The sequence below is a fragment of the Tenacibaculum pacificus genome (assembly GCF_027941775.1).
GTDB lineage: Bacteria > Bacteroidota > Bacteroidia > Flavobacteriales > Flavobacteriaceae > Polaribacter > Polaribacter pacificus_A.
The window spans coordinates 1,090,044-1,116,299 of record NZ_CP115917.1 but is presented as its reverse complement, the minus strand read 5'-3'; the positions used below and the strand labels follow the sequence as shown (position 1 = coordinate 1,116,299).

The following is a 26,256-nucleotide window of genomic DNA, read 5'->3' as shown; positions in this document are numbered from 1 at the left end:
CATCTATAAAATAATAAAAGATAAAATGATACTTGTATTTGGAGGAACAACAGAAGGTAAAAAAGTAGCAACCTTGCTTCAAGAAAAACTGATGCCTTTTGTGTATTCAACAAAAACAAGTATCTCTTTTAAAGAAACTCAAATTGCCAGTTACAGATATGGTGCGTTAACTGAAAAAGATTTAGAAAATTATCTAATCGAAAATAATATTAACATCATTATAAATGCCTCGCATCCTTTTGCAGAAATTTTACACAAAACTATTGCGAAAGTTGCCGAAAATTTACAAATCCCTGTAATACGTTTTGGACGAGAACTACTTTCTAAAACCATAAATTCATCAGTATTTTATGTAAATAATTATACCGATGCTTTAAATTTATTATCATCAGAAAAAATAGTATTGGCATTAACAGGCGTTCAATCTATTAAAATATTAAAACCTTGGTGGTTAAAGAATATTACTTATTTTAGAATATTAAACAGACCAGAATCTTTAGCGATTGCATCTGAAAGTAATTTCCCAAAAAATCAATTAATTTTAGAATTTCCTTCTTCGGATTTAGATAAAGAAATTTCGATTATCAAAGAAAAAAATATTGATATCATTTTAACTAAAGAAACAGGAAACAGCGGTTTTTTAAATACGAAAATTCAAGCAGCTTTAAAAACTGACACACAAATAATAATTATCAAACAACCCAAAATTTCGAAGTATTTTAAGATGGTTTTTAATGAAAATGAGCTAATTAGCGAATTATCAACTCTAAAAAACTCAAAAATATGAGTTTAAGAAAAATTCCAAAAGGACCTTTACGGGATGGTTTCACTACAGGAACTTGTGCTACTGCTTCGGCAAAATCTGGATTGATGGCAATTATTCATCAGAAAAAAAACGCTACCGTAAAAGTTCATTTACCTATTGATAAAATAATCGAAATTCCAATTCATCATTGTGAATTTACACAAGACACCGCTAAATGTTCAGTTATTAAAGATGCAGGAGATGATCCTGATGTTACAAACGGAGCTGAAATAGGTTGTGTTTTAAAATTAACGCAGCAAAAAGGTATTCAGTTTTTTGCAGGTGATGGCGTTGGAACAGTTACGCTTAAAGGTTTAGAATTAGCAATTGGCGAACCTGCTATAAATCCTGTTCCTAGAAAAATGATAAGCAGTGCAATTCAAAAATTGTTACATGATTACGATTTAGAATGTGGTGTTTCGGTTACTGTTTATGTTGTCGATGGAAAAAAATTAGCCAAGCGTACGCTTAATGAACGTGTTGGAATTATGAATGGATTATCTATTTTAGGAACAACAGGAATTGTAAAACCATATTCATCATCATCATATATTGCAAGTATTGAGCAAGGAATTGATGTTGCTATTGCAAATAACATTTCCGAATTAGTAATTAATTCAGGCGCAAGAAGTGAAAAGTTTTTATCTGATAAATTTAGTCATTTACCCGAATATGCTTTTATTCATTATGGAAACTGGATTGGAGAAACACTTACGAAAGTAAATCAATGTGCTATAAAAAAAGTTAGCATTGGAATTATGCTAGGAAAAGCAGTAAAATTAGCTGGCGGAATTACTGATACACATAGTTGTGTGTCTAGCTGGAATAAAGATTTTGTAGTAAAATTAGCGAAAGAAGTTGGTTTTTACGATGCTGATAAAATTAAAGAATTAAACATGGCTGGGCGATTAATTGAGCTGTTTGAATTTGAACAAAATTCGCCATTTTTTCAACTATTATTAGCCCACTGTTACAAACATACACATACAAAAATTAAAAAGGTAGACTTAAATATTTACCTAATTCATAAAGACGGAACACTTATTAAATACATTAAAAATGACAATAGTATCATTAGTTAGACCTTTAATGGCAGGAATTTTACATTCTTTTGAGCCTGACCATGTAACCGCAGTTTCAGTTTTAGCTACCGAAAATGCTATCAATAAACAAAAAGTGAGTTTTAAAACTGTTTTTAAAGCATCACAATGGGCATTTGGACATTCTGTAACTTTATTACTTTTCGGAGGAATAGCACTCCTTTTTAAAAGTATGGCTACTTTATTTATCAATGATATATCTTTTTATGCTGAACTTGCTGTTGGTCCTATTATGATTTGGCTAGGAATTGTGGCTATCAAAAGAAATCATGAAATAAATGAAATGGTAAAAGATCATAAAAAAATTGAAGCACACGAACACGACCTTTCTAATCCGATACATTTACACGGAACTAAAGGCGAAGAAATTGCTGTAAATCCGATGAATAAATCATTTTGGATTGGAATGCTACACGGTTTAGCAGGTACAGGTGGCGCTTTAACTTCCGCCTTAGTTTTAAGTAGTGATACCGTAAGTGAAGCGATTCTTATTCTTGCTGTAGAATCTTTAGGAATTATTGTAGCAATGGGTGTTTATAGTTATGTTTTAATTTATGTAATGAGTCGTTTTTTAGAGCGAAATTTAGCTATTTTTAAATGGATGAACGGCGTTGCGGGAGTTGCATCGGCAATTATCGGATTTGTATGGTTGTATAATAGTATTTCGGCTTTATAATGGAAAATAAAAAAAAATACCACTTCCCTTTTTCGGCAATCGTTGGACAAGATAATTTTAAGTTAGCCTTAATTTTAAATTTGGTCGATCCGCTTATTGGTGGCGTATTAGCCATCGGCGATAAAGGAACAGGAAAAACCACTTTAATACGTTCGTTAACTAGCCTAATGGAAAATCAACAAAAACACCCTTTTGTTAATTTACCTATTGGTGTTTCTGAAGATAGACTTCTTGGAAGTATCGATTTAGAGCAATTGATAAACACTAAAAAAGAAGTTGTTAACCTCGGATTAATGGCACAAGCACATCAAGGTATTTTATATGTTGATGAAGTTAATTTATTACAAGATTATCTTACTGATATTTTATTAGATGCCGCCGCTTCTGGAAATTATTATTTAGAAAGAGAAGGAATTTCTCGTTATTTTAAAAGTAGATTTTGCTTAGTCGGTTCTATGAATCCTGAAGAAGGAAGTTTAAGACCACAACTAAAAGATCGTTTTGGTTTAAGTGTAAACGTTACAACTCCTACGGATGTAAAAATCCGTCAAAAAATAATAAAGCAACGTTTTTTGTTTGATGATGCGCCTATCCCTTTTATCGATGCTTATAAAAGTAAAGATGCTACTATCGCTAAACAAATAATTAAGGCAAAAGAGGTTTTATTATCGATAAAAATAACTGATGAAATTATTGAATATTGTAGCGAAATAGCCGTTTTACATCAAGTAGAAGGACTTCGTGCCGATATTTTATTAGTAAAAACTGCAAGAGCTTTTTCTGCTTATAAAAATGCTACTGAAATCACAAAAAAAGACGTAGATACTATTGCCGATTTTGTTTTAAATCATCGAAGTTTAAATCCGAATCAAAATCAGCAAAACCAAGCTCCAGAAAATAAAGACGAAAAACCTCCTAAAAATCCTTCTGAAACAAACGCATCAAAAGAAGAAAAAATAGCATTTTTAATTCCGAAGAATAAATTTCAGAAGCAAAAAAACAGCACTAAAAACACCCAAGAAAATGGTGTTAATTCAATTAAAAATTCAGCAGGAAATATTACAATTACTGATACAAAAAAAACAGTTGGACAATATTTAGCTACCGATAAATTTGACTTAAAAACCAAACGAAAAAGTACACTTTTAAAACAGCATCATATTTTTTTAATAGATTCTAGCGGTTCTATGTTAAAAAATCAAATTATTGCTTATGCAAAAGGAAGTGTGCATAAAATAGCCGAAAACTCTAAAAATCAAAACACACAATTTTCTATTATTTCATTATTTGATGGAGATGCGCAATTAATTTTAAATCAAACTGCTGTTTTAGGTGATGTTGAAATAGCGTTAAAAAATCTTAAAACAGGCGGAAAAACAAATTTAAGTGCAGGTTTTAAATTGATAAAAAGAAATTGTGCTAATATAGATTTTAATCACAATCTTCATATTATTACTGATGGTAAATTAAACGCAGAAAATAATTTAGAAGATACCGTATTATCTTTTCAAACTTATTGCAAAGGAATTGATAAAACACAAATTATTGATGCCGAAAAAGGAATCGTAAAAATTGGTGAAGCAAAAGAACTTGCAAACAGTATTCACGCCAATTATGAAATTTTAATTACTGAAAACCTATAAATTTTATTTTTTGACCAAACAACTCATCATATCAGCACCAAGTAGCAACGCAGGTAAAACAACCCTTACCTTAGGATTATTGCGTTTATTCAAACGAAAAAAATACGCTGTACAACCTTTTAAAGTTGGTCCAGATTATATCGACCCAAAATTTCATCAATTAGCTTGTAACAAAGTTGGTGTGAATCTCGATTTATTTATGATGACACAAAATCAGATACATAATAGTTTGCATTTTTATGGTAAAGATGCTCAAATTAGTTGTATCGAAGGTGTTATGGGTTTATTTGATGGCGCAAAAAAAGACCAAGGAAGTACCGCCGAAATGGCTAAAAAGCTAAAAACACCCGTTTTAATGGTGATTGATGCCAAATCTGTTGCGTATTCTGTTGCGCCGCTTATTCAGGGTTTTGTAAACTTTGATAAAGAAGTTCAAATAATGGGCGTTGTTTTTAATCGTGTTGGTTCTGAAAGACATTATAAAATGTTAAAAGAAGCTTGTGATGATATTAGCGTACACTGTTTTGGTTATTTATCGAACTTAAAAAACATTGAAATTCCTTCAAGACATTTAGGTTTAAATATTCAAGAAATTGAAAAATTTGATACTGTTATCAATCAAATTGCTGATGAGCTAGAAAAAACAATCGATTGGAAAGCTATTTTAGAAGCATCCAAAGAAATTAAACCAATAAGTGTTTCATCAGAAAAAATAATTCAGCCTAAAAAAATAAAATTTGCAGTAGCTAAAGATGAAGCTTTTAATTTTATGTATCCTCAAAGTATTTCAGCGATGGAAACATTAGGAACTGTTGAATTTTTCAGTCCTATAAAAGATGATAAAATTCCTGATTGTGATTTTATATATTTTGCTGGAGGGTATCCTGAATCGTATTTAAAAGAATTATCTTGTAATACAAAAATGCTTACGAGTATTCAAAAATTTGCAGAAAATAACGGGCAAATTTATGCTGAATGTGGCGGAATGATGTATTTAGGAAAAACGATTATATCAGAAAATAAGACCGCTTTTAAAATGGCGGGTATTTTTGATTTTGAAGCTACAATTGCTGATAAAAAATTACATTTAGGATATCGAACTTCTAAAATTAACGAGCATATTTTTAAAGGACACGAATTTCATTATTCAAGCTTAATAAATGATAACGAAACATCTATTAACGCAATAATTACAAATGCCAGAGCAGGTAATACTACCACTAAAATTTATAAAAAAAACAAGGTAATGGCTTCTTATGTACATCATTATTTTGGTACATCAGAAATACTTTTACAATTGATTAACGAAATAAATAATACTATATGAAAATTTACACAAGAAAAGGAGACAAAGGTACAACTGGCGTTTTTGGAGGAAAAAGAGAATTTAAAAACTCAGCAAGAATTGAATGTATCGGAACTTTAGACGAAGTAAATTCTACCATAGGATTGATGCGTTCTAAATTAGGAAACGATCACGAATGGCAACCAAATTTACACCGTATTCAAAAAGATATGATGAATATGATGTCGCATTTAGCACGTCCGTCAGGTACTAAAAAAATAAATCCAAATCCTGAACCTAAAGATGGCGCAGATTTCTGTGAAGTTTGGATGGATGAAATGGAAGACAATATAAGTTCTCCTTCTGATTACTTTTTATTACCTGGAGGAAATGAAATATCGGCACTTTGCCACGTTTGTAGAACACAAATGAGAAGAGGTGAACGACAATTAGTAACCTTAATGCAAGAAGATCCTGAATGTGTACACGATTATATTATGAGCTACGTAAACAGAATGTCTGATTTATTTTTCACCATGGCAAGAGCCGAAATGGACAAACACGGTGTTGCCGAAGAGAAATGGAATTTATTTTTATACAAAAGAAAGAAGAAAGCAGTTACTAAATAAGCTGATTTTTTCTGATAAATTATTTAACACTGTCAGTTCGAGTAATTTTTAATAAATGGAACGAAGTAAAAATTGTATCGAGAACAATACAATACTTCTCGATACAAAATTATTTTTCATTTTATTACAAATAATTTCATTCGAAGTGACAAAATACAACCTAATAAAAAACTCATCAAACAAAACTTAAAAAATGAATAAGAAGATACCAATTACCATAGTAACAGGATTTTTAGGCGTAGGAAAAACGACCTTAGTACATAATATGTTAAAAAATGCCAATGGAAAACGCATCGCTGTTTTGGTTAATGAATTTGGTGAAGTTGATGTTGATGGTCAATTAATTGCCTCTTCTGAATGTGGCGATGAAGGCTGTAATTTAGTGCAATTACCAAACGGATGTATTTGCTGTACGGTTCAAGAAGAATTTTTACCATCGATGTTACAATTACTAGAGCGTAAAGAAGAAATTGATCATATTGTTGTTGAAACATCAGGTTTATCAATGCCGAAACCTTTAGTAAAAGCGGTAAACTGGCCAGATTTAAAACCTCATATTACTATTGATGCAGTTATTACTGTAGTTGATGCTGTAGGAATTGCAACAGGTGAAATTTGCGATAGAGAACGTGTACAAGCACAACGTTTAGCGGATGATTCTTTAGATCATGAAACACCTATTGAAGAATTATTTTTAGATCAATTAGCTTGTGCCGATTTGGTTTTAGTTAGTAAAAGAGATTTGGTTGATGACCAAAAATTTGAAGAAATTGAAAAATTAATATCAGCCAAAGCAAGACCTAACATCAAAATAATTCCTGTTGAAAGTGGTGAATTAGATAATACATTATTATTAGGAATTGAAGCTTCTGCAGAAGATGATGTTGATAATCGTCATTCAATTCACGAAGAACACCATAAATCTGGAAATCACCATCACCATAATGATGATATTAAAACTGTTTTGTTAGAATATTCTGAAACTTCTGATATTAAAGCATTAGTTAAAGACTTGAAAAAACTTGTTGAAGACCACGAAATTTATAGAATCAAAGGATTTGTAAATATTCCGAACAAACCAATGCGTATGGTTTTACAAGGTGTTGGTTCTCGTTTCGATTATTATTTTGAAAGGCCTTGGGGTGAAAACGAAGAAAGAAAAACAAGTTTAGTCGTTATTGGTAAAAATATTGAACTTACTAAAAATAACGAAGTGATTACACATTCACATAGTCACGACCACTCTCACGCTCATTAACAAATAATTAATTTTCTATTCTATATCAATTAGGTTTCATAAACAATTATAAAGCGTGCATTTAATATCTACCATACCAGGAGGCTGGAATCCTAATGATGAAGGAGTGTTTTACATCGACCAATCTCCAGGGGATATTGTTTTTTTATCTTCCGCAGATTCTGATTTATTTATGATGAATAACGCCTACAAATTAATACATAATTCTGTAGAAAAAACGCCTTCTTTCAGGTTTGCCAACCTTAGTTATTTTAAGCAAGAATTAACTATTGATACCTATGTTGATGAAGTAATTGCTACCGCAAAAATTGTGGTACTTAAACTTTTAGGAGGAAAAGCATATTACAATTATCTATGTGAAGCTGTAACTGAATGTTGTGAAGAAAATAATATTCAGTTACTGTTTTTACCTGGTGATAACAAACCCGATTTAGAGTTGATGCAATCGTCTAATATTCCTTTAAAAGATGTTGACATTATTTGGAAATACATTCAATCTGGTGGTATTGAAAATTGTCAATCGGCATTGCAATTAATTAGCAATCGAATTACCGATACAAAAGTAATTCCGAATGCTATCAAAACGATTCCTGATTTATTTTTATATCATCCTAAAGAAGGAATTTACATTTCTTTAAAACCAAAAAGCACTCAAAAACAAGCCATCATTTTTGGTTATCGAAGTTATTATTTATCCAATAATTTAGCACCTATACATAGTATTATTGATACCTTAGAAGCTGAAGGAATTTCAGCTATCGCTTTAATGGCTGCAGGATATCGAGAGCAAGATATTCAACAACAAATTTTTGATTTACTTAAATCACATCACATAGAAAAACCGCAAGTTATTATAAATACAACTGGTTTTAGTGTGCAAGGATTTCATGATACTACACAAAGTTTGTTTGATGTTTTTAACATTCCTGTTATTCAAGCAATCATGGGAGTTGCAACAAAGAAAGCTGGTTAGAAGGCAATTTTGGCTTACCTCCTACTGATATTGCTATGAATATTGCCTTGCCAGAAGTTGATGGAAAAATTATATCAAAAGTTATTTCATTTAAAGAATCCATTGAAAAAGATGCTTTAACCGATTCGGAAGTTGTTTCTTATATTCCAAATATTGAAGGTTGCGAATTTGTTGCTAAAATGGCTAAAAATTGGATTAATCTTCAAAAAAAAAATAATTCTGATAAAAAAATCGCCTTAGTTTTACCTAATTATCCGAATAAAAATAGTCGTTTAGCAAATGGTGTTGGTTTAGATACGCCACAAAGTACCTTGCAAATATTAGCAAAATTATCCGAAGAAAATTACAGCTTATCGGATGATTTTCCAACAACAACAAATCAACTTATAGATAAATTAACAAATTCTGTAACCAACGATTTAGAAACAATAAACAGCTTAAACGAACGACAAACAATTAAGTTAGATGCCACTATTTTTTATAAATACTACAATCAATTATCTGTAGAACTTCGTGAAAAAGTAGAAAAACAATGGGGGAATCCTGAAAAATCGCCCAATTATCAAAACGGTTATTTTTTAATTCCTGGGTTTCTTTCTGATAATATATTTGTTAGTATTCAGCCAAGTAGAGGTTATAATTTAGATTTACAAGCCAGTTATCATTCTCCTGATTTACCGCCACCGCCTGCTTATTTGGCGTATTATATTTGGTTGCAACACAGCTTTAATGCTGATGCTTTAGTGCATATTGGTAAACATGGAAATTTAGAATGGCTTCCTGGTAAAAGTGTGGCTTTAAGTAAAGAAACTTGTTTTCCTGCTGCAATTTTAGGAGCAATTCCTCATTTTTATCCTTTTATTATTAATGATCCTGGCGAAGGAACTCAAGCCAAAAGAAGAAATCAAGCCATTATATTAGATCATTTAATTCCGCCAATGACACGGGCTGAAAATTATGGCGATTTACTAAAACTAGAACTTTTAATTGATGAATTTTATGAATCGGCTTTAGTAGATAGAAAACGTGCTTCGCTGATTAAAACTAAAATTGAAAACTTAGTAAATGAAACGCATCTTAAATCAGATTTAAATCAAGATGGAAAAGATATTGATGCTTTATTAGAAGTTATTGACGGTTATTTATGTGAATTAAAAGAATCTCAAATTAGAGGTGGTTTACATATTTTAGGAAAATTACCAAGACAAGAAAAATTAGTTGATTTAATTGTTGCCTTACATCGTTTACCACAAGCAAATTTAAAAGGAATTACACAATGTTTATCCGAAGATTTACAACTTAATTTTAACCCTATAAATGTTGTTTATTCAGATGTTTTTGACAAAGAAATTTTTGGAATTTATTGTCGAACTTTCGGACAAGCTGTCGAATTATTAGAAAATAAAGCTAAAAATATCATCAATAATTTATTAAACAACAAAGAAATTGAAAATATTGGTGATTATACACAACAAATAATAAGCTATATAAAACAACATACATTACCTGTTTTACACAAAACAAGTAATGAAATTACACATTTAATAAAAGGCTTAAACGGACAATATATTCCTGCGGGAGGTTCTGGTGCGCCAACAAGAGGACGCATCGATATTTTACCTACGGGAAGAAATTTTTATTCTGTTGATGTGCGAACTGTTCCGTCTGAAACTGCGTATCAAATAGGGCAAAAAAGTGCGCAAAATATTATTGATCGCTATTTACAAGAAAATGGAGAATATCCTACTTCTATCGGTTTATCGGTTTGGGGAACTTCTACCGTACGAACTAGTGGCGATGATATTGCGCAAGCCTTGGCTTTAATTGGCGTAAAACCCGTTTGGCAAGGAAGCAACAGAAGGGTTAAAGATTTTAAAGTGCTTTCTACTTTAGAACTTAAAAGACCTCGAGTTGATGTAATGTTGCGTATTTCTGGTTTTTTTAGAGATGCTTTTCCTGATTTAATTTCACTGTTTAATGCTGCTATCGAAAAAGTAGCTTCTTTGGATGAAACTGCGGAACAAAATCCTATAAAAAAACGTTTTGATGAAGAAAAACAAGAATGGAAACAAGAAGGTTTAGATGAAAAACAAGCCAATGAAAGAGCTTTATATCGAGTTTTTGGTTCGAAACCAGGAGCTTATGGTGCAGGTTTACAAGGTTTAATTGATGGTAAAAACTGGACTACTTCGGATGATTTAGCAAATGCTTATATTAATTGGAGTGGTTACGCATATCATGGGAAAAATAACAGCGGAAAATCGGCACATGAAACCTTTAAAAAACGATTAGCGAATATTGAAGTTGTCATGCAAAATCAAGATAATAGAGAACATGATATTTTAGATTCTGATGATTATTATCAATTTCAAGGAGGAATGACGGCTGCTGTAAATACTATAAAAGGAGCACAACCTGAAACTTATTTTGGTGATCATTCTCGCCCTGATAATCCGAAGGTAAAATCTTTAAAAGAAGAATTATTAAAAGTATTTCGATCTCGAGTTGTAAACCCGAAATGGATGCAAGGCGTGCAAGAACACGGATATAAAGGCGCTTTTGAAATGGCTGCTACTATGGATTATTTATTTGCTTATGATGCTACAACTAACTTAATTGAAGATTTTATGTATCAGCAAATTACAGAAAAGTATTTGTTTGATGATGATAATAAAGCTTTTATCGAAGAACATAATCCTTGGGCTTTAAAAGATATGTCGGAACGTATGTTGGAAGCAATTCAAAGAGGTTTATGGGAAAATCCATCCGAAGAAACGATAGAAGAATTAAAAGAAATTTATAAAAAATCAGATGCTATAACAGAGTAAATTGTTTTTAAAAATAGTAGAAAACAATAATTCGTCAACCTGAATTTAGTTCAAGTTCTCAGCCTTATTTAACGTCGTTCTCCTGTTGATGCGATGTTAAAATAAACTCAGCATGACGTTTATTAACCTTTATCTGTTTTAAAAAATACTTTCTTTAAAAATTAAAGAAGCTGTTAAAAAACAAAAAAATCCGTTGAATTTAAAATTCAACGGATTTTTTAGATATATTGTTTACTTAGTTTTAAAAAACTATGCTAAAACATTTTTTAATACTTTTGCAACCATTTCACCAATTTTAGCTGGAGAATCTACAACGTGTACTCCATTTTCAGCTAAAATTTTCATTTTTGCTTGTGCAGTATCATCATCACCACCTACAATTGCACCTGCATGCCCCATTGTTCTACCAGCTGGTGCAGTTTGACCTGCGATAAAACCAATAACTGGCTTACGGTTACCATCTGCTTTAATCCAACGAGCAGCTTCAGCTTCTAAGTTACCACCGATTTCACCAATCATAACGATTGCTTCTGTTTCATCATCGTTCATTAATAACTCAACAGCTTCTTTTGTTGTCGTTCCAATAATTGGATCTCCACCAATACCTATTGCAGTAGTTATACCATATCCTTGTTTTACAACCTGATCAGCAGCTTCATAAGTTAAAGTACCTGACTTAGAAACGATTCCAATTTTTCCTTTTTTGAAGATAAAACCTGGCATAATACCAACTTTAGCCTCATCTGGAGTAATTACTCCTGGACAGTTAGGACCTACTAAAGTACATCCTTCTAATTGATCGATATAAGACTTTACTTTTACCATATCAGCTGTAGGAATTCCTTCAGTAATACAAATGATTACTTTAATTCCTGCTTCAGCAGATTCCATAATAGCATCAGCAGCAAATGCTGGTGGTACAAAAATAATAGAAGTATCTGCTCCTACTTTTTGTACAGCTTCGTCAACTGTATTAAAAACTGGTTTACCTATGTGCTCTTGTCCTCCTTTACCTGGTGTTACACCTCCTACGACGTTTGTTCCGTAATCGATCATTTGACCAGCGTGAAAAGTACCTTCACTTCCTGTAAAACCTTGAACTATAATTTTTGAATCTTTATTTACTAAAACACTCATTGGTATATTTTTATTTATTAAGCTTTACAAAAATAGTTTTTTGTAATTGATTTGTGAAACTTTTATTTCTTTTTTTGTTCTTTTAAAAAGCGTTTTATTTCTGCTAATTCTTTTAGCTTACTTCTCGATTCTGAAACAGGTGTTCCAAAATACGATTTACCGCCTTCTACTGATTTCGTAACACCTGTTTGACCAAGTATTATAGCACCTTTACCTATTGTAATTCCGCTGTTTGTACCTACTTGCCCCCAAATAGTTACCTCATCTTCAATAATAACACAACCTGCAATACCTGTTTGAGATGCGATTAAACATTTTTTACCAATAACAGTATCATGCCCAACATGTACTTGATTGTCTATTTTTGTTCCTGCTCCAATAGTCGTATTTCCTGTAACACCTTTATCTATGGTACAAGAAGCTCCTAAATCGACATTATCTTCTAAAACAACTTTTCCTCCTGATAATAACTTATCAAAGCCTTCAACTCTATTTTTATAATAAAAAGCATCAGCTCCTAAAACAGTATTTGCATGAATTGTAACATTATTACCAATAATAGTATTACTATAAATAGTAACATTAGGATGAATCAAGCAATTTTTACCGATAAGAACATCATCACCAATAAAAACATTTGGTTGAATAACAGTTCCTTCTCCTATAATAGCACTTTCAGAAATACTTTCTTTAGATGCTATAAATGGATTAAAATGTTTAGTGACTTTATTAAAGTCTCTAAATGGATCATCAGAAATCAATAATGTTTTTCCTTCAGGACAATCAACTTTTTTATTGATTAAAACTGTTGTTGCCTTAGAATTTAATGCTTTATCATAATATTTAGGATGGTCAACAAAAACAATATCTCCATCTTCGACTACATGAATTTCATTAATTCCTTTTACAGGAAAATTTTCATCACCAACAAATTCTACCTCTAATAAGGTAGCTATTTGTACTAAGGTTTGTGTATTTTTAAATTTCATTATAAAAAGAAATTCCCGCCAAAGCGGGAATATATTTATTCTTTAACACGTTCTTGATACGTTCCTTTGGTAGTTTCTACCTTAATTTTATCACCTTCATTGATAAATAATGGCACATTTACAATTGCTCCAGATTCAACAGTTGCTGGTTTTGTTGCGTTTGTAGCTGTATTTCCTTTTATACCTGGTTCAGTATGCGTAACTTCTAAAATTACACTTGCTGGCGTGTCTACAGATAAAGGCATATCATCTTCAGAATTGATAATGATTGTAACTACCTCTCCTTCCTTCATTAATTCAGGTGCATCTAAAGCACTTTTTTCTAAAGTAATTTGAGAATAATCTTCTTGATTCATAAAATGAAAAGTTTCTCCTTCTTTATATAGGTATTGAAACTTATGAGTTTCTACTCTAACATCGTCAATTTTTCTTCCTGAAGGAAAAGTATTATCAACTACTTTACCATTAGTTACACTTTTTAATTTTGTTCTTACAAATGCTGGTCCTTTTCCTGGTTTTACATGTAAAAATTCAACAACTTTATATATATCGTTGTTATATTTCATGCATAATCCATTTTTAATATCTGATGTAGTTGCCATTTATTTAAATTTAATTTTTAATACTTTTTATAACTTAATATAAACAGTTTAAAATAGTTATTTATTAATTTGATTTAAAATATCCTTTCATAATTCCTCTATTAGAGTTTTTTATGAACTGAATAATTTCATCTCGTTCTGATGTTGCTTCCATTTCGGCTTCAATAATATCTATTGCTTGAGTATTATTATAGTTTTGTTGGAATAAAATTCTAAATATATCTTGAATTTCTCTTATTTTATCAATAGTATATCCTCTTCTTCGTAAACCTACAGAGTTTATACCTACATATGATAAAGGTTCACGTGCTGCTTTTACATAAGGAGGCACATCTTTACGAACTAAAGAACCACCTGTTACAAATGCATGATTACCTACTGATACAAATTGATGTACAGCAACCATACCTGCTAATACAACATTATCACCCACAGTAACATGCCCTGCTAAAGTAGTATTATTAGAAAAAATACAATTTTTTCCAACTAAACAGTCATGAGCAACGTGACAGTATGCCATTATTAAACAATTGTCTCCAATAACAGTTTTCATTCTATCAGAAGTACCTCTGTTTATGGTAACACATTCTCTTATGGTAACATTATCTCCAATAACAACAGTTGTTTCTTCATCGTTAAATTTTAAATCTTGAGGAATTGCTGAAATTACTGAACCTGGAAAAATTCTACAATTTTTACCTATACGTGCACCTTCCATAATAGTAACATTAGAACCTATCCAAGTTCCTGAACCAATTTCTACATTTGAATGTATAGTTGTAAATGGTTCTATTACTACATTTCTAGCAATTTTTGCTTGCGGATGTACGTATGCTAGTGGTTGATTCATATTTTACTGTTTTTTGGCTATTTGAGCCATTAATTCGGCCTCTACAACCACTTTGTTATTTGCATATCCAAAAGCTTTCATATGACAAATACCTCTTCTGATAGGAGTTATTAATTCACATTTAAAAGTTAAAGTATCTCCTGGAAGCACTTTTTGTTTAAATTTAACATTATCCATTTTCATTGAAATAAGTTAAATAATTTTCAGGATCTGGTACGGTGTTTAATACTAAAACACCACCACATTGTGCCATTGCTTCTACTTGTAAAACTCCTGGCATTACGGGTGCTCCTGGAAAATGACCTGTAAAAAAAGGTTCATTCATTGTAACATTTTTCATACCTACAACATGCGTATCCGATAGCTCTAAAATACGATCTATCAATAAAAATGGTGGTCTATGAGGTAAGATGTCCATTATTTGATGAATATCCATTAATGGCTTCTTATTCAAGTCATACTGAGGAACATAATTACGCTTCTCTAACTTTATCATTTTTGCTAATTTCTTAGCAAAAGCTGTATTAATTGAATGCCCTGGTTTATTAGCTATAATTTTACCTCTTATACGAGTACCAACTAATGCTAAATCACCAATTACATCTAATAATTTATGACGAGCAGCTTCATTAGCCCAATGTAATTCTAGATTATCTAAAATCCCATTAGATTGTATTTTTATATCAGTTTTATTAAAAGCTTTCTTTAATTTTTCCGTAGTACTTTCTGATAATTCTTTATCAACATATACAATAGCATTATTTAAATCTCCACCTTTAATTAAATCGTTATCTAATAACATTTCAATTTCATGTAAGAAACTAAAAGTTCTTGCTTCCGAAATTTCTTCTTTAAAATCAGAAATGGTATTTAAAGTAGCATTTTGAGTACCTAGAACTTGAGTACCAAAATCTACCATGGTAGTTATTTGATATTCATCAGAAGGCATTAAAATAATTTCACTTCCTGTCTCTTCATCTTTATATGATATAATTTCTTTTACCACATACTCATCAATGTCAGCGTCTTGCTCTACGATTCCAGCTTCTTCTAATGCTTTGATAAAAAACTTTGAAGAACCATCCATAATAGGAGGCTCAGAAGCATTTATTTCAATTATTAAATTATCAATATCTAGACCAACAGCTGCCGCTAAAACGTGCTCTGATGTTTGAATTTGCACACCTTTATGCTCAAAGTTTGTACCTCTTTGCGTATTAGTTACATATTCTGCTTTGGCCTGAATTGTTGGCGCTCCTTCTAAGTCAACTCTTGTAAAAGCAAACCCATGATTTGCCGGAGCTGGTTTAAATACCATTGTTACGTCATTACCTGTATGTAATCCTACACCAGTTAATGTAATTTCATTCTGTATTGTTCTTTGTTGCTTACTCATTTTTTATTTTTTGAGCATTTAACTCTTTTTCTATTTTATCTATTTTAGATGCTAACTTTGGTAAATTCTTAAAGTAAACGTACGATTTACTATAATCAGAATATCCAAAAGCTGGCGCTCCTTGTACAATATCTTTATCTTTTAAACTCTTACCAATACCAGATTTTGCTTGTATTCTTACATTATTACCAATAGTAATATGTCCCACAATACCAACCTGACCACCAATCATACAGTTTTTACCGATTTTTGCAGAACCTGCAATACCTGTTTGAGAAGCAATTACGGTATTTTCACCGATTTCTACATTATGAGCAACTTGAATTTGGTTATCTAACTTTACTCCTTTTCTAATAATTGTTGCCCCTAAAGTCGCTCTATCAATAGTTGAATTAGCACCGATATCTACATTATCTTCTATAATAACATTTCCAATTTGAGGTATCGTTTTGTAATCCCCATCTTCTGTTGGTGCAAATCCAAAACCATCTGAACCAATAACACAACCTGAATGAATTTTACAATTCATCCCTATCTCAGTTTCTGAATAAATTTTAACACCTGCAAAAATAGTTGTATTATCGCCTATTTTCGTATTATCACCTATGTATGAGTTTGGATAAATTTTCACATTTTTACCCAACACAACATTCTCTCCAATATACGCGAAAGCACCAATATACTCTTTTTCTCCTATAGAAGCAGATTCAGCAATAAAGTGCGGATTTTCACGTCCTTGTTTATTATTTTTAACTTCGTTGTAAAATTCTAATAATTTAGAAAAAGCACCATAGGCATCTGCAACTTTAATTAAAGTTGTTTCCGTTTCTTTTTCTAATTGAAAAGTAGTATTCACAATAGCTACAGAAGCTGCTGTTGAATATATATAATTATTATATTTCGGATTAGATAAAAAAGTTAATGACCCTTTTGTTCCTTCTTCTATTTTAGATAATTTAGAAACCTCAACGTCGGGATTACCAACAATTTCTCCTTCTAAAATTTCTGCTATTTGTTTTGCTGTAAATTTCATTGCTTGCAAAAGTAATTATTTTTGTTTAATTACATCTTATCAGACCTGTTTAACAATTAAACTAATTGTGTTTTTTTAGGATAACATAAGTAATATTTAATGACAGGCTTTGTTAAAGCTCTTAAATTTAATTGATCTGACGCCTTAGCGATGTCTTTTAATTTTCCTTTTTTGGTGTAAATTTTAATCGGTTCATTAGTGTTATATGCCTGATGTTTAATTTTATTTGATAAAACGAAATAACTTAAATCAGCAGTTTTTATGATGCTATTTTCTGTAACTTTTTTATAAATTTTATTGATATAAGTTTCTTCAAAAGGTTCGTTCTGAATTTCAATTTTAAATAAATTTCGATGAATAATCATTTTTGCTAAAGATGAAAGCACAAAATCGTCATGATGTACCCATTCTTTTATTGCCGACATCACATCATAATCATCTAATTCAGCAAATATTTTTAAAATCGTATCTGTAAAGTTATCTTCAGAAATAGGATTATATAAAAAATATTTTAATGCTTTTCCTGCTGGCAATTCAACACCTTTTATTGCTAGTTCTTTTGCTCTTTTTAAAACATTTACTAAAGTATTTTCGGCAACCAAACCAGTTTTATGTAAATATACTTGCCAATACATTAAACGACGAGCAATAATAAATTGTTCAACAGAATAAATTCCTTTTTCTTCAATTACTAATTGATCTTTAACAACATTCATCATCGCTATTAAACGATCCGAAGAAATATTTCCTTCAGTAACTCCTGTATAAAAACTATCTCTTTTCAAGTAATCTAAACGATCAATATCTAATTGGCTTGATATTAATTGATATAAAAATTTTCGATGATATTTTCCTTCAAATATTTCAATAGCTAAACTTAATTGACCATTAAACTCTTTATTTAAAGCGTGCATAAATTTCAATGAAATTTCCTCATGAGAAACACCACTTACAATACTATGTTCTAAAGCATGTGAAAAAGCACCATGACCAATATCATGTAATAAAATAGCAACATATAAGGCATTTGCTTCTTCATCTGAAATATTAATATCCTTGTTTCTTAATACTTGTACCGCTTTTTGCATTAAATGCATACAGCCAATTGCATGATGAAAACGAGTATGATTTGCTCCAGGATATACCATATTAGATAATCCCATTTGAGTAACTCGTCGTAATCTTTGAAAATAAGGATGCTCAATTATATCAAATATTAAAGAATTTGGAATGGTTATAAATCCGTAAATAGGATCGTTTATAATCTTTAATTTATTTGTTTTTCTATTTTTCAAAATCTATAAATAGTTCAATTTCTAACAAAATAATCATTATTTATCAACAAAACCAAATAAACAAAGGCTTTATTAACTTATTTTTAGCTATTATAAATACAACAAATGCGTTTTTAAACGTTATTTTTAAAGTAAAATATAAAATTATATGAAAAACATAGAGATACTTTGGGTAGATGATGAAATCGATTTATTAAAACCGCATATTTTATTTTTAGAAAAAAAATTACTCGGTAACTAAGTCGACAAATGGTGCAGATGCTATTGATTTAGTAGAAGAACACAATTTTGATATTGTTTTTTTAGATGAAAATATGCCTGGAATAACAGGATTAGAAACCTTAGCTTTAATCAAACAAAAAGATGCAAATCTTCCTGTGGTTATGATTACCAAAAGCGAAGAAGAATATATTATGGAAGAAGCAATTGGATCTAAAATTGCCGATTATTTAATAAAACCTGTAAATCCGAATCAAATATTGTTAAGTTTAAAAAAGAACTTAGATCATTCTCGATTAATTTCAGAAAAAACAACCTCTAGTTATCAACAAGAATTTAGAAAAATTTCTATGGATTTAGCCATGGTAAATTCGCATGAAGAATGGGTTAATTTATATAAAAAATTAGTTCATTGGGAATTAGAGTTAGAAAATATTAATGACACAGGAATGTTAGAAATATTAGAATCTCAAAAATCAGAAGCAAATTCGCATTTTTTTAAATTTATCAAAAAAATATCAGGATTGGCTTACTTCTTATGATAAGCCTACTTTTTCTCATACTTTATTTAAAGATTTTGTAGTTCCTGAACTTTCAAAAGATAAAGGCGTATTACTTGTTGTTTTAGATAACCTTAGATATGACCAGTATCGAGTTTTAGAACCTTTTATCAATAATTATTATAAAAAAGAAGAAGAACATTCTTATTATAGTATTTTACCTACTGCTACACAATATGCTCGAAATGCTATTTTCTCAGGATTAATGCCCTTAGAAATGGAAAAAAAACATCCTAATTTATGGAAAAATGATACTGATGAAGGTGGTAAAAATTTGTACGAACCTGATTTTTTAGATGCTCAAATAAAAAGATTAAATTTAAATATTAAACACGAATATTATAAAATTGTATCGCTTAAAAGCGGAAAAGAATTAGCTGACAATTATAACGGTACAAAAGGAAATGATTTAACAGTTGTTGTCTATAATTTTGTAGATATGTTGTCGCGTGCGAAAACAGAAATGGAAGTAATAAAAGAGCTTGCTGGTGATGATAAAGCATATAGATCGTTAACAGTTAGTTGGTTTAAAAACTCTCCTTTATATGAAATTATTCAGAAGGCTCAAAAAATAGGACAAAAACTAATTATTACTACCGATCACGGAACTATTAATTCTAAAAACCCTACGAAAGTTATTGGTGATAAAAATATCAGTTCTAATTTGCGATATAAAACAGGTAAAAGTTTAAGCTACGAGAAAAAAGATGTGTTTGCTGTTGAAAATCCTAAAGACATTTTTTTACCAAGCGTAGCCATAAATAGCCCGTTTATTTTTGCAAAAGAAGATTTATTTTTTGCTTATCCTAATAATTATAATCATTTTGTTAAGTATTTTAAAAACACCTATCAACGTGGTGGAATCTCTTTAGAAGAAGTAATTATTCCCTGTGCAATTTACAGTCCTAAATAATTTATTAAAACTGATTTTATTTAAAAAAATAAGTTTGCAGAAATTTAGTAAAAATGCCTAGCCCCGATTGAAGCATTTGTTTGAGCTCTTTTTTGTTTTTCTTTTCGAAAAAACAAAAAAAGCGAGTGCGGAAAGCGGGAAATTGCTTCTAATTATTTTTCTACAAATTTTAAAACTTAATAACAATACTATTTAACAGTTTTTTATTTTTGCAATATGAACAAAAATTATTCTTTAAACGAATTGCCTCAAATAGCAGAAGAAATTATAAAAAATGTACAACATAAAGTGCTACTTTTTAATGGAGAAATGGGCGTTGGTAAAACTACCTTAATAAAAGAAATCTGTAAAAAATTAGGTATTGAAGACGTTGCACACTCTCCTACTTTTTCGTTAGTAAACGAATATCAGACAAAAAATAATGATATTGTGTATCATTTTGATTTCTACCGAATCGAAGATGAAGAAGAAGCATACGATATGGGAATTGAAGAGTATTTTTATAGTAATAATTGGTGCTTAATTGAATGGTCAGAAAATGTTAAAAATTTATTACCTTTAGATGCTGTTGCTATAAACATTATTCTATTAGAAAATGATCAACGTAATATTCAATTAAAAACTAATAAACTATAATGAGTAATATCTCCCCCTTTACCAAAGAACAGTTAATGCCACAACCTGAAATGCTTGAAATAAAAAGGCAAAAAGGGGAATTATTTATCGGTTTACCTAAAGAAACTCATTTTGAAGAAAAACGAATTAGTTTATCTCCCGATGCTGTTTCTGCTTTAGTAGCTCATGGTCATCGGGTTGTTGTTGAAACAGGTGCAGGAGAAGGTGCTAATTATAGTGATAGTGAATATTCTGAAGCAGGTGCAAAAATAGCATACAATATTAAAGAAGCTTTTGCTTGTACTATTGTGTTAAAAGTAGCACCGCCATCTTTAGATGAAATTAACATGTTAAATCAGCAAGCAATTTTAATATCAGCATTACAACTGAAAACACGCGATAAAAAATATTTTAAAGCCTTAGCTAAAAAACGAATTACCGCAGTTGCTTTTGATTATATAGAAGATGAACACGGTATTTTTCCTATTGTAAAATCGTTAAGTGAAATTGCAGGAATTGCTTCAATACATATTGCCGCTGAATTAATGACTACGTCAAATGGTGGTAATGGACTTTTATTTGGTAATATTAGCGGCGTGCCTCCTACCGATGTTGTTATTTTAGGCGCAGGTAGCGTTGGAGAGTTTGCTGCTAGAGCAGCAATCGGATTAGGTGCCCGTGTTAAAGTATTTGATAATTCAATTACAAAGCTAAGAAAACTACAACATAGTGTACAATCACCTATTTATACCTCTACTATTCAACCCAAAACATTACTCAAAGCATTAATGAGGTGTGATGTTGTTATTAGTGGACTTAGAGGAAAAGATCGTTCTCCTGTAATAGTTACAGAACAAATGATAGAGCAAATGAAAGATGGTGCTGTTATTGTTGATGTTAGTATTGACCGTGGTGGATGTTTTGAAACTTCAAAAATTACAACACACAGCAAACCTACTTTTACACAACGTGGTGTTATTCATTACTGTGTACCAAATATTCCATCAAGATATGCTCGTACTGCTTCAGTTTCAATTAGTAATATTTTTACTCCTTATTTATTAAATATTGCTGAAGAAGGCGGATTTGAAAATGCTGCTCGTTTTGATAAAAGTTTACGAAATGGTATGTATTTATATCATGGAATTTTAACAAACAGAACGGTAGCTGATTGGTTTGACATACCTTATAGAGATATTAATTTATTAATTTTATAAGCTGATTTTACGTACTTTTGCCATCACAAAAATTTACTATGCAATTATTAAAACGTTTTGGATATTACGCAATAGGATTAGGTTTCGGTTCTTTAGTCGTATTTTTTATTTGGAAAGGTAAAGATGTTTCTTTTGATTATGGAATGGATGCTCGCACCTTAAAAACAATTAGAGTTAGAGAACGCTTATTTTCAACGAATGCTAAACAAGTTTTAGCAACTACAAATATTGATAGTACTACAATTGCTACAATTTTAAAAAATGGCGATGTTGATTTTGGAAAAAGTAAAGCGCGTTTAAAACCTTGCCCTGAATATTTTATTAGCGGTAAAGACAGTTTAAAGAATATTGACTTACATGTTACCAGATGTAAATCGACAACTACTATTGATAAAATTATAATAAACTAGTTTTTTATAAAGATATTTTACAAATAAAAAGAACGCAAGATTTAAATCTTGCGTTCTTTTTATTTGTAATAATAAATCAATATTTTTATTCTTCTAAAGATAACATCCATCGAATACCAAATTGATCTTGTAGTACTCCTGACTTACCTCCCCAAAAAGATTCTTCTAAAGGTTTTATTATCGCTCCACCTTCAGATAATCCATTAAAAATAGTTACCACCTCATCTTCATCTTCAAAATTTAAACTAATTGCAAAATTAGTACCTGCATTAAAACTTTCTGTAGTACTAAAAAAATCAGATGCTTGAATTGCCATATCACCAATTTCTAAAGTAGAATGCATTGTTAAATCTGATATTTCTTTAGGGAAATTTTTAGACTCAGGAGCTTCATTAAACTGTATTAGCATTGTAATATCTCCTCCTAAAATATCTGCATAAAAGCTCATTGCTTCTTTACAATTTCCGTTAAAATGTAAGTAACTATTTGTTTTCATATGATTTCTTTTTTAATTTGCTATTTCACTCGTAAATTTGATACGCATTAATCGCAATTCATCTTCATCATAATCACCATCAAATTCATCTAAAGCTTCTTGAATTTTATCTGATTCAGATTCCATAAAATAATCATGTATTTCTTCTTGTTGATCTTCATCTAACAAATCTTCAACAGCATAATCAATATTTAATTTTGTTCCCGAAAAAACAATCGCCTCCATTTCTTTAATCAGCTCGTTCATTGCCAAACCTTTCGATTTTGAAATATCTTCTAAAGGTAATTTTCTATCAGTATTTTGAATGATAAATAATTTTAATCCTGAATTTACACCAGTACTTTTAACGATTAAATCGTCAGGACGCATAATTTTATTTTCTTCAACATAGCTTGTTATAATCTTAACAAAATCTTTACCAAATTTTCTAGATTTACCTTCTCCTACACCATGAACTTTAGATAACTCTTCTAAATTCATTGGATATTTCAATGCCATATCTTCTAATGAAGGATCTTGAAAGACTGCATAAGGAGGTACGCCTAAACGCTTTCCTACACTTTTACGTAAATCTTTTAGCATTTTAACCAATTTAACATCTACTGCACCTGCTACTGGACTTGTTGTTGAAATTATTATTCCAGCATCATCTGTTGCATATACATGATTTTCTGTCATCATAAATGATGTCGGATTTTCTAGAAACTGCTTTCCTTTTTCTGTTAATTTTAAAACACCATATTGTTCAATTTCTTTTTTGATAAGATCGACAACCAGTATTTGACGAATTAACGCCATCCAATAATGATTTATTTTATCTTTTCCTATCCCGAAAAAAGGTTGTGTTGTTGTTTTATGAGATTTTAATAATGCATTTTCTGCACCAATAATAGTATTAACAATCTCTTTAGGCTTATACATTTCGTTGGTATCTCTAATAACCGACAATAATATTTTCACCTGTTCTTGAGCTTCATTTTTCTTTTTAGGATTTTTCATGTTGTCATCCAACTCAGCTCCTTCACCATTTATAGCGTCAAATTCTTCTCCAAAATAATGAAGAATATATTTACGTCTATTCATTGATGTTTCTGCATAACCTACTACTTCTTGTAAAAGCGCATGTCCTACTTCCTGTTCTGCAACAGGTTTATTAGCCATGAACTTTTCAAGTTTTTCGATATCTTTATATGAGTAAAAAGTTAAACAATAACCTTCTCCTCCATCACGACCAGCTCTACCAGTTTCTTGATAATAACTTTCTAAACTTTTAGGAATATCATGATGAATTACATAACGAACATCTGGTTTATCGATTCCCATACCAAAAGCAATTGTTGCAACAATAACATCACAATCTTCCATCAAAAACATATCTTGATGTTTTGCTCGTTTTTTAGCATCTAACCCTGCATGATACGGAAGTGCATTAATACCATTTACTTGTAAAACTTGAGCAATTTCTTCTACTTTTTTACGGCTCAAACAGTATATAATACCTGTTTTTCCCATTCGTTGTTTTATAAAACGAATGATATCTTTTTCTATATCTTTTGTTTTAGGGCATACTTCATAAAACAAGTTAGGTCTATTAAATGATGCTTTAAAAACATTAGCATCACTCATTCCTAAAGTTTTCAGAATATCTTCCTGTACTTTTTCTGTTGCTGTTGCTGTTAAACCAATAATAGGTACATTATCAATTTGCTTAATAATGTTACGTAAATTTCTGTACTCAGGTCTAAAATCATGTCCCCACTCAGAAATACAATGCGCTTCATCAATAGCTACAAAAGAAATATTTTGCCCTCTTAAAAACTCGGCATATTCTTCTTTTACTAATGATTCAGGAGCTACATATAATAACTTAGTAATTCCTGCTTCAATATCTGATTTTACTTGAGCAATTTCAGCTTTATTTAAAGAAGAATTTAATACATGTGCAATACCATGTTGCTCAGAAATACCTCTAATAGCATCTACTTGATTTTTCATCAAAGCTATTAATGGCGATACAACAATAGCTGTACCTTCTTTCATTAATGCAGGTAACTGATAACAAAGAGATTTACCTCCACCAGTTGGCATTATTACAAATGTATTTTCGTTGTTTAAAATACTTTTTACAACGACCTCTTGTAAACCTTTAAATTGGTTAAAACCAAATATTTTCTTTAATGATCCGTATAACTCCGTCTCCTCTATATTCATCTTCTAATATCAAAAAATTAAAAACATAAACCAATTTACAAAAAAAAATTATACAAACTATTGTAAATTTTATTTTTATTAAAAAGTTTTCTTCTTAAATATCCCTATTTTTACATTTTAAAAATTACTTAAAACTTTTTTAACTTGAAAGACGCAAATGCAATTCTCTCAACAGCAAAAGAAACCATACTTTTAGAAAGTAATGCTATTGCTAATTTAGCAAAATTATTAGATAGTTCGTTTGTTGATGCCGTAAATTTTATATTCAATTCAAAAGGTCGTGTTATTGTTACCGGAATCGGTAAAAGCGCTAACATTGCCAACAAAATGGTTGCTACCTTTAACTCTACAGGTACTCCTGCCGCTTTTATGCATGCTGCTGATGCCATTCATGGCGATTTAGGTAGTGTACAAAAAGACGATGTTGTTATTTGTCTATCAAAAAGTGGAAATACGCCTGAAATTAAGGTTTTAGTTCCTTTGATAAAAAGCGCAAATAATAAAATTATTGCGATTACAGGAAACCCTGAATCTTTTTTAGCTACAAATGCAGATTTCTTATTAAACTCTTATGTTCAAAAAGAAGCCTGTCCTAATAATTTAGCACCAACTACAAGTACCACTGCTCAATTAGTTTTAGGCGATGCTTTAGCTGTTTGCTTATTAGATTTACGTGGTTTTACAAGTAGCGATTTTGCTAAATATCATCCAGGTGGAGCTTTAGGAAAACGTTTATATTTACGTGTTTCTGATTTAATCAAAAATAATCAATTACCTAAAGTATCAAACACTGATACAGTAGCAAATGTAATTGTTGAAATATCAGAAAAAAGACTCGGTGTAACAGCTGTTATTGAAGATAAAAATAAAATATCTGGAATTATTACTGATGGTGATATCCGTCGAATGCTTAGTAAAACAACTAAAATTGATGTACTAACTGCCAACGATATTATGAGTAAAAATCCTAAAACAATAAATGTAAATGCTATGGCAGTTGAAGCTTTAGAGGCTTTAGAAAACAATAGCATCACACAAATTTTAGTAACAGATGACAATAACGACTATGTTGGTGTTGTTCATTTACATGATTTAATTAAAGAAGGTATATTTTAA

At 30.5% G+C, this 26,256-nt stretch carries 21 protein-coding genes and 2 pseudogenes; 14 read left to right on the top strand and 9 right to left on the bottom strand.

Annotation, left to right across the window (positions count from 1 at the left end):
* Nucleotides 1-25: 25 nt before the first annotated feature.
* The 9 genes from PG913_RS05125 to cobN all read left to right on the top strand — a co-directional run bounded on the left by PG913_RS05125 (nucleotide 26) and on the right by cobN (nucleotide 11,197).
* Entirely contained in the window at nucleotides 26-787 is a 762-nt protein-coding gene (locus tag PG913_RS05125; protein ID WP_271231916.1) for a precorrin-6A/cobalt-precorrin-6A reductase, read from the top strand.
* Complete coding sequence (cbiD, locus tag PG913_RS05120; protein WP_271231915.1) at nucleotides 784-1,887, top strand: cobalt-precorrin-5B (C(1))-methyltransferase CbiD; 1,104 nt, start codon at nucleotides 784-786, stop codon at nucleotides 1,885-1,887. The genes PG913_RS05125 and cbiD overlap by 4 nt, the downstream gene beginning before the upstream one ends.
* Nucleotides 1,865-2,581, top strand: coding sequence for a hypothetical protein (locus PG913_RS05115; RefSeq protein WP_271231914.1), 717 nt, complete (start codon nucleotides 1,865-1,867; stop codon nucleotides 2,579-2,581). Before cbiD ends, PG913_RS05115 begins: the two co-directional genes overlap by 23 nt.
* The gene (locus PG913_RS05110) at nucleotides 2,581-4,224 is read left to right on the top strand and encodes an AAA family ATPase (protein ID WP_271231913.1); all 1,644 of its coding nucleotides are present in this window, start codon (nucleotides 2,581-2,583) and stop codon (nucleotides 4,222-4,224) included. Before PG913_RS05115 ends, PG913_RS05110 begins: the two co-directional genes overlap by 1 nt.
* 10 nt (nucleotides 4,225-4,234) lie before the next feature.
* Nucleotides 4,235-5,551, top strand: a complete 1,317-nt coding sequence (locus PG913_RS05105; RefSeq protein WP_271231912.1) for a cobyrinate a,c-diamide synthase — start codon at nucleotides 4,235-4,237, stop codon at nucleotides 5,549-5,551.
* A complete protein-coding gene (locus tag PG913_RS05100; RefSeq protein WP_232120699.1) occupies nucleotides 5,548-6,138 on the top strand; it encodes a cob(I)yrinic acid a,c-diamide adenosyltransferase in 591 nt (196 codons plus the stop codon). Before PG913_RS05105 ends, PG913_RS05100 begins: the two co-directional genes overlap by 4 nt.
* 193 nt (nucleotides 6,139-6,331) lie before the next feature.
* On the top strand, nucleotides 6,332-7,396 hold the full coding sequence (gene cobW / locus PG913_RS05095) for a cobalamin biosynthesis protein CobW (protein WP_271231911.1): 1,065 nt from the start codon (nucleotides 6,332-6,334) through the stop codon (nucleotides 7,394-7,396).
* Nucleotides 7,397-7,451: 55 nt separating this feature from the next.
* Nucleotides 7,452-8,369, top strand: a complete 918-nt coding sequence (locus PG913_RS12905; RefSeq protein WP_333780799.1) for a cobaltochelatase subunit CobN — start codon at nucleotides 7,452-7,454, stop codon at nucleotides 8,367-8,369.
* Nucleotides 8,370-8,404: 35 nt separating this feature from the next.
* Nucleotides 8,405-11,197, top strand: a complete 2,793-nt coding sequence (gene cobN / locus PG913_RS05090) for a cobaltochelatase subunit CobN (RefSeq protein ID WP_333780798.1) — start codon at nucleotides 8,405-8,407, stop codon at nucleotides 11,195-11,197.
* 249 nt (nucleotides 11,198-11,446) lie between these two features.
* Here cobN and sucD read toward each other — a convergent pair whose 3' ends face one another.
* The 7 genes and pseudogenes from sucD to PG913_RS05055 all read right to left on the bottom strand — a co-directional run bounded on the left by sucD (nucleotide 11,447) and on the right by PG913_RS05055 (nucleotide 18,499).
* Nucleotides 11,447-12,334 (bottom strand): succinate--CoA ligase subunit alpha, encoded by an 888-nt coding sequence (sucD, locus tag PG913_RS05085; protein ID WP_271231910.1) that lies wholly within the window; start codon nucleotides 12,332-12,334, stop codon nucleotides 11,447-11,449.
* A gap of 62 nt (nucleotides 12,335-12,396) precedes the next feature.
* The gene (gene lpxD, locus PG913_RS05080; RefSeq protein WP_271231909.1) at nucleotides 12,397-13,323 is read right to left on the bottom strand and encodes a UDP-3-O-(3-hydroxymyristoyl)glucosamine N-acyltransferase; all 927 of its coding nucleotides are present in this window, start codon (nucleotides 13,321-13,323) and stop codon (nucleotides 12,397-12,399) included.
* Nucleotides 13,324-13,358: 35 nt separating this feature from the next.
* The gene (efp, locus tag PG913_RS05075) at nucleotides 13,359-13,925 is read right to left on the bottom strand and encodes an elongation factor P (RefSeq protein ID WP_271231908.1); all 567 of its coding nucleotides are present in this window, start codon (nucleotides 13,923-13,925) and stop codon (nucleotides 13,359-13,361) included.
* A 64-nt stretch (nucleotides 13,926-13,989) separates the two neighbouring features.
* Nucleotides 13,990-14,775: an acyl-ACP--UDP-N-acetylglucosamine O-acyltransferase gene (lpxA, locus tag PG913_RS05070; protein WP_271231907.1), complete on the bottom strand. Its 786-nt coding sequence runs from the start codon at nucleotides 14,773-14,775 to the stop codon at nucleotides 13,990-13,992.
* A 3-nt stretch (nucleotides 14,776-14,778) separates the two neighbouring features.
* Nucleotides 14,779-16,171: pseudogene (locus PG913_RS05065) on the bottom strand (bifunctional UDP-3-O-[3-hydroxymyristoyl] N-acetylglucosamine deacetylase/3-hydroxyacyl-ACP dehydratase).
* Nucleotides 16,164-17,204 carry a UDP-3-O-(3-hydroxymyristoyl)glucosamine N-acyltransferase gene (gene lpxD, locus PG913_RS05060; RefSeq protein ID WP_271231906.1) on the bottom strand — a complete coding sequence of 347 codons (1,041 nt, stop codon included), beginning with the start codon at nucleotides 17,202-17,204 and terminating at the stop codon, nucleotides 16,164-16,166. Before lpxD (PG913_RS05060) ends, PG913_RS05065 begins: the two are co-directional and overlap by 8 nt.
* Nucleotides 17,205-17,260: 56 nt before the next feature.
* Nucleotides 17,261-18,499: an HD domain-containing protein gene (locus PG913_RS05055; RefSeq protein ID WP_271231905.1), complete on the bottom strand. Its 1,239-nt coding sequence runs from the start codon at nucleotides 18,497-18,499 to the stop codon at nucleotides 17,261-17,263.
* Nucleotides 18,500-18,647: 148 nt separating this feature from the next.
* Here PG913_RS05055 and porX point away from each other — a divergent pair.
* The 4 genes and pseudogenes from porX to PG913_RS05035 all read left to right on the top strand — a co-directional run bounded on the left by porX (nucleotide 18,648) and on the right by PG913_RS05035 (nucleotide 22,433).
* Nucleotides 18,648-20,191 (top strand): annotated as a pseudogene (porX, locus tag PG913_RS05050) (T9SS response regulator signal transducer PorX).
* A 216-nt stretch (nucleotides 20,192-20,407) separates the two neighbouring features.
* Entirely contained in the window at nucleotides 20,408-20,827 is a 420-nt protein-coding gene (gene tsaE, locus PG913_RS05045) for a tRNA (adenosine(37)-N6)-threonylcarbamoyltransferase complex ATPase subunit type 1 TsaE (RefSeq protein WP_271231904.1), read from the top strand.
* On the top strand, nucleotides 20,827-22,023 hold the full coding sequence (locus PG913_RS05040; RefSeq protein ID WP_271231903.1) for an alanine dehydrogenase: 1,197 nt from the start codon (nucleotides 20,827-20,829) through the stop codon (nucleotides 22,021-22,023). The genes tsaE and PG913_RS05040 overlap by 1 nt, the downstream gene beginning before the upstream one ends.
* A gap of 38 nt (nucleotides 22,024-22,061) precedes the next feature.
* A complete protein-coding gene (locus tag PG913_RS05035; protein WP_271231902.1) occupies nucleotides 22,062-22,433 on the top strand; it encodes a DUF4258 domain-containing protein in 372 nt (123 codons plus the stop codon).
* 85 nt (nucleotides 22,434-22,518) lie between these two features.
* Here PG913_RS05035 and PG913_RS05030 read toward each other — a convergent pair whose 3' ends face one another.
* Entirely contained in the window at nucleotides 22,519-22,929 is a 411-nt protein-coding gene (locus PG913_RS05030; RefSeq protein WP_271231901.1) for a VOC family protein, read from the bottom strand.
* A gap of 12 nt (nucleotides 22,930-22,941) precedes the next feature.
* A complete protein-coding gene (locus tag PG913_RS05025) occupies nucleotides 22,942-25,140 on the bottom strand; it encodes an ATP-dependent DNA helicase RecQ (protein WP_271231900.1) in 2,199 nt (732 codons plus the stop codon).
* A 144-nt stretch (nucleotides 25,141-25,284) separates the two neighbouring features.
* Between PG913_RS05025 and PG913_RS05020 the strand changes: the two genes are divergently transcribed.
* Entirely contained in the window at nucleotides 25,285-26,256 is a 972-nt protein-coding gene (locus PG913_RS05020; RefSeq protein WP_271231899.1) for a KpsF/GutQ family sugar-phosphate isomerase, read from the top strand.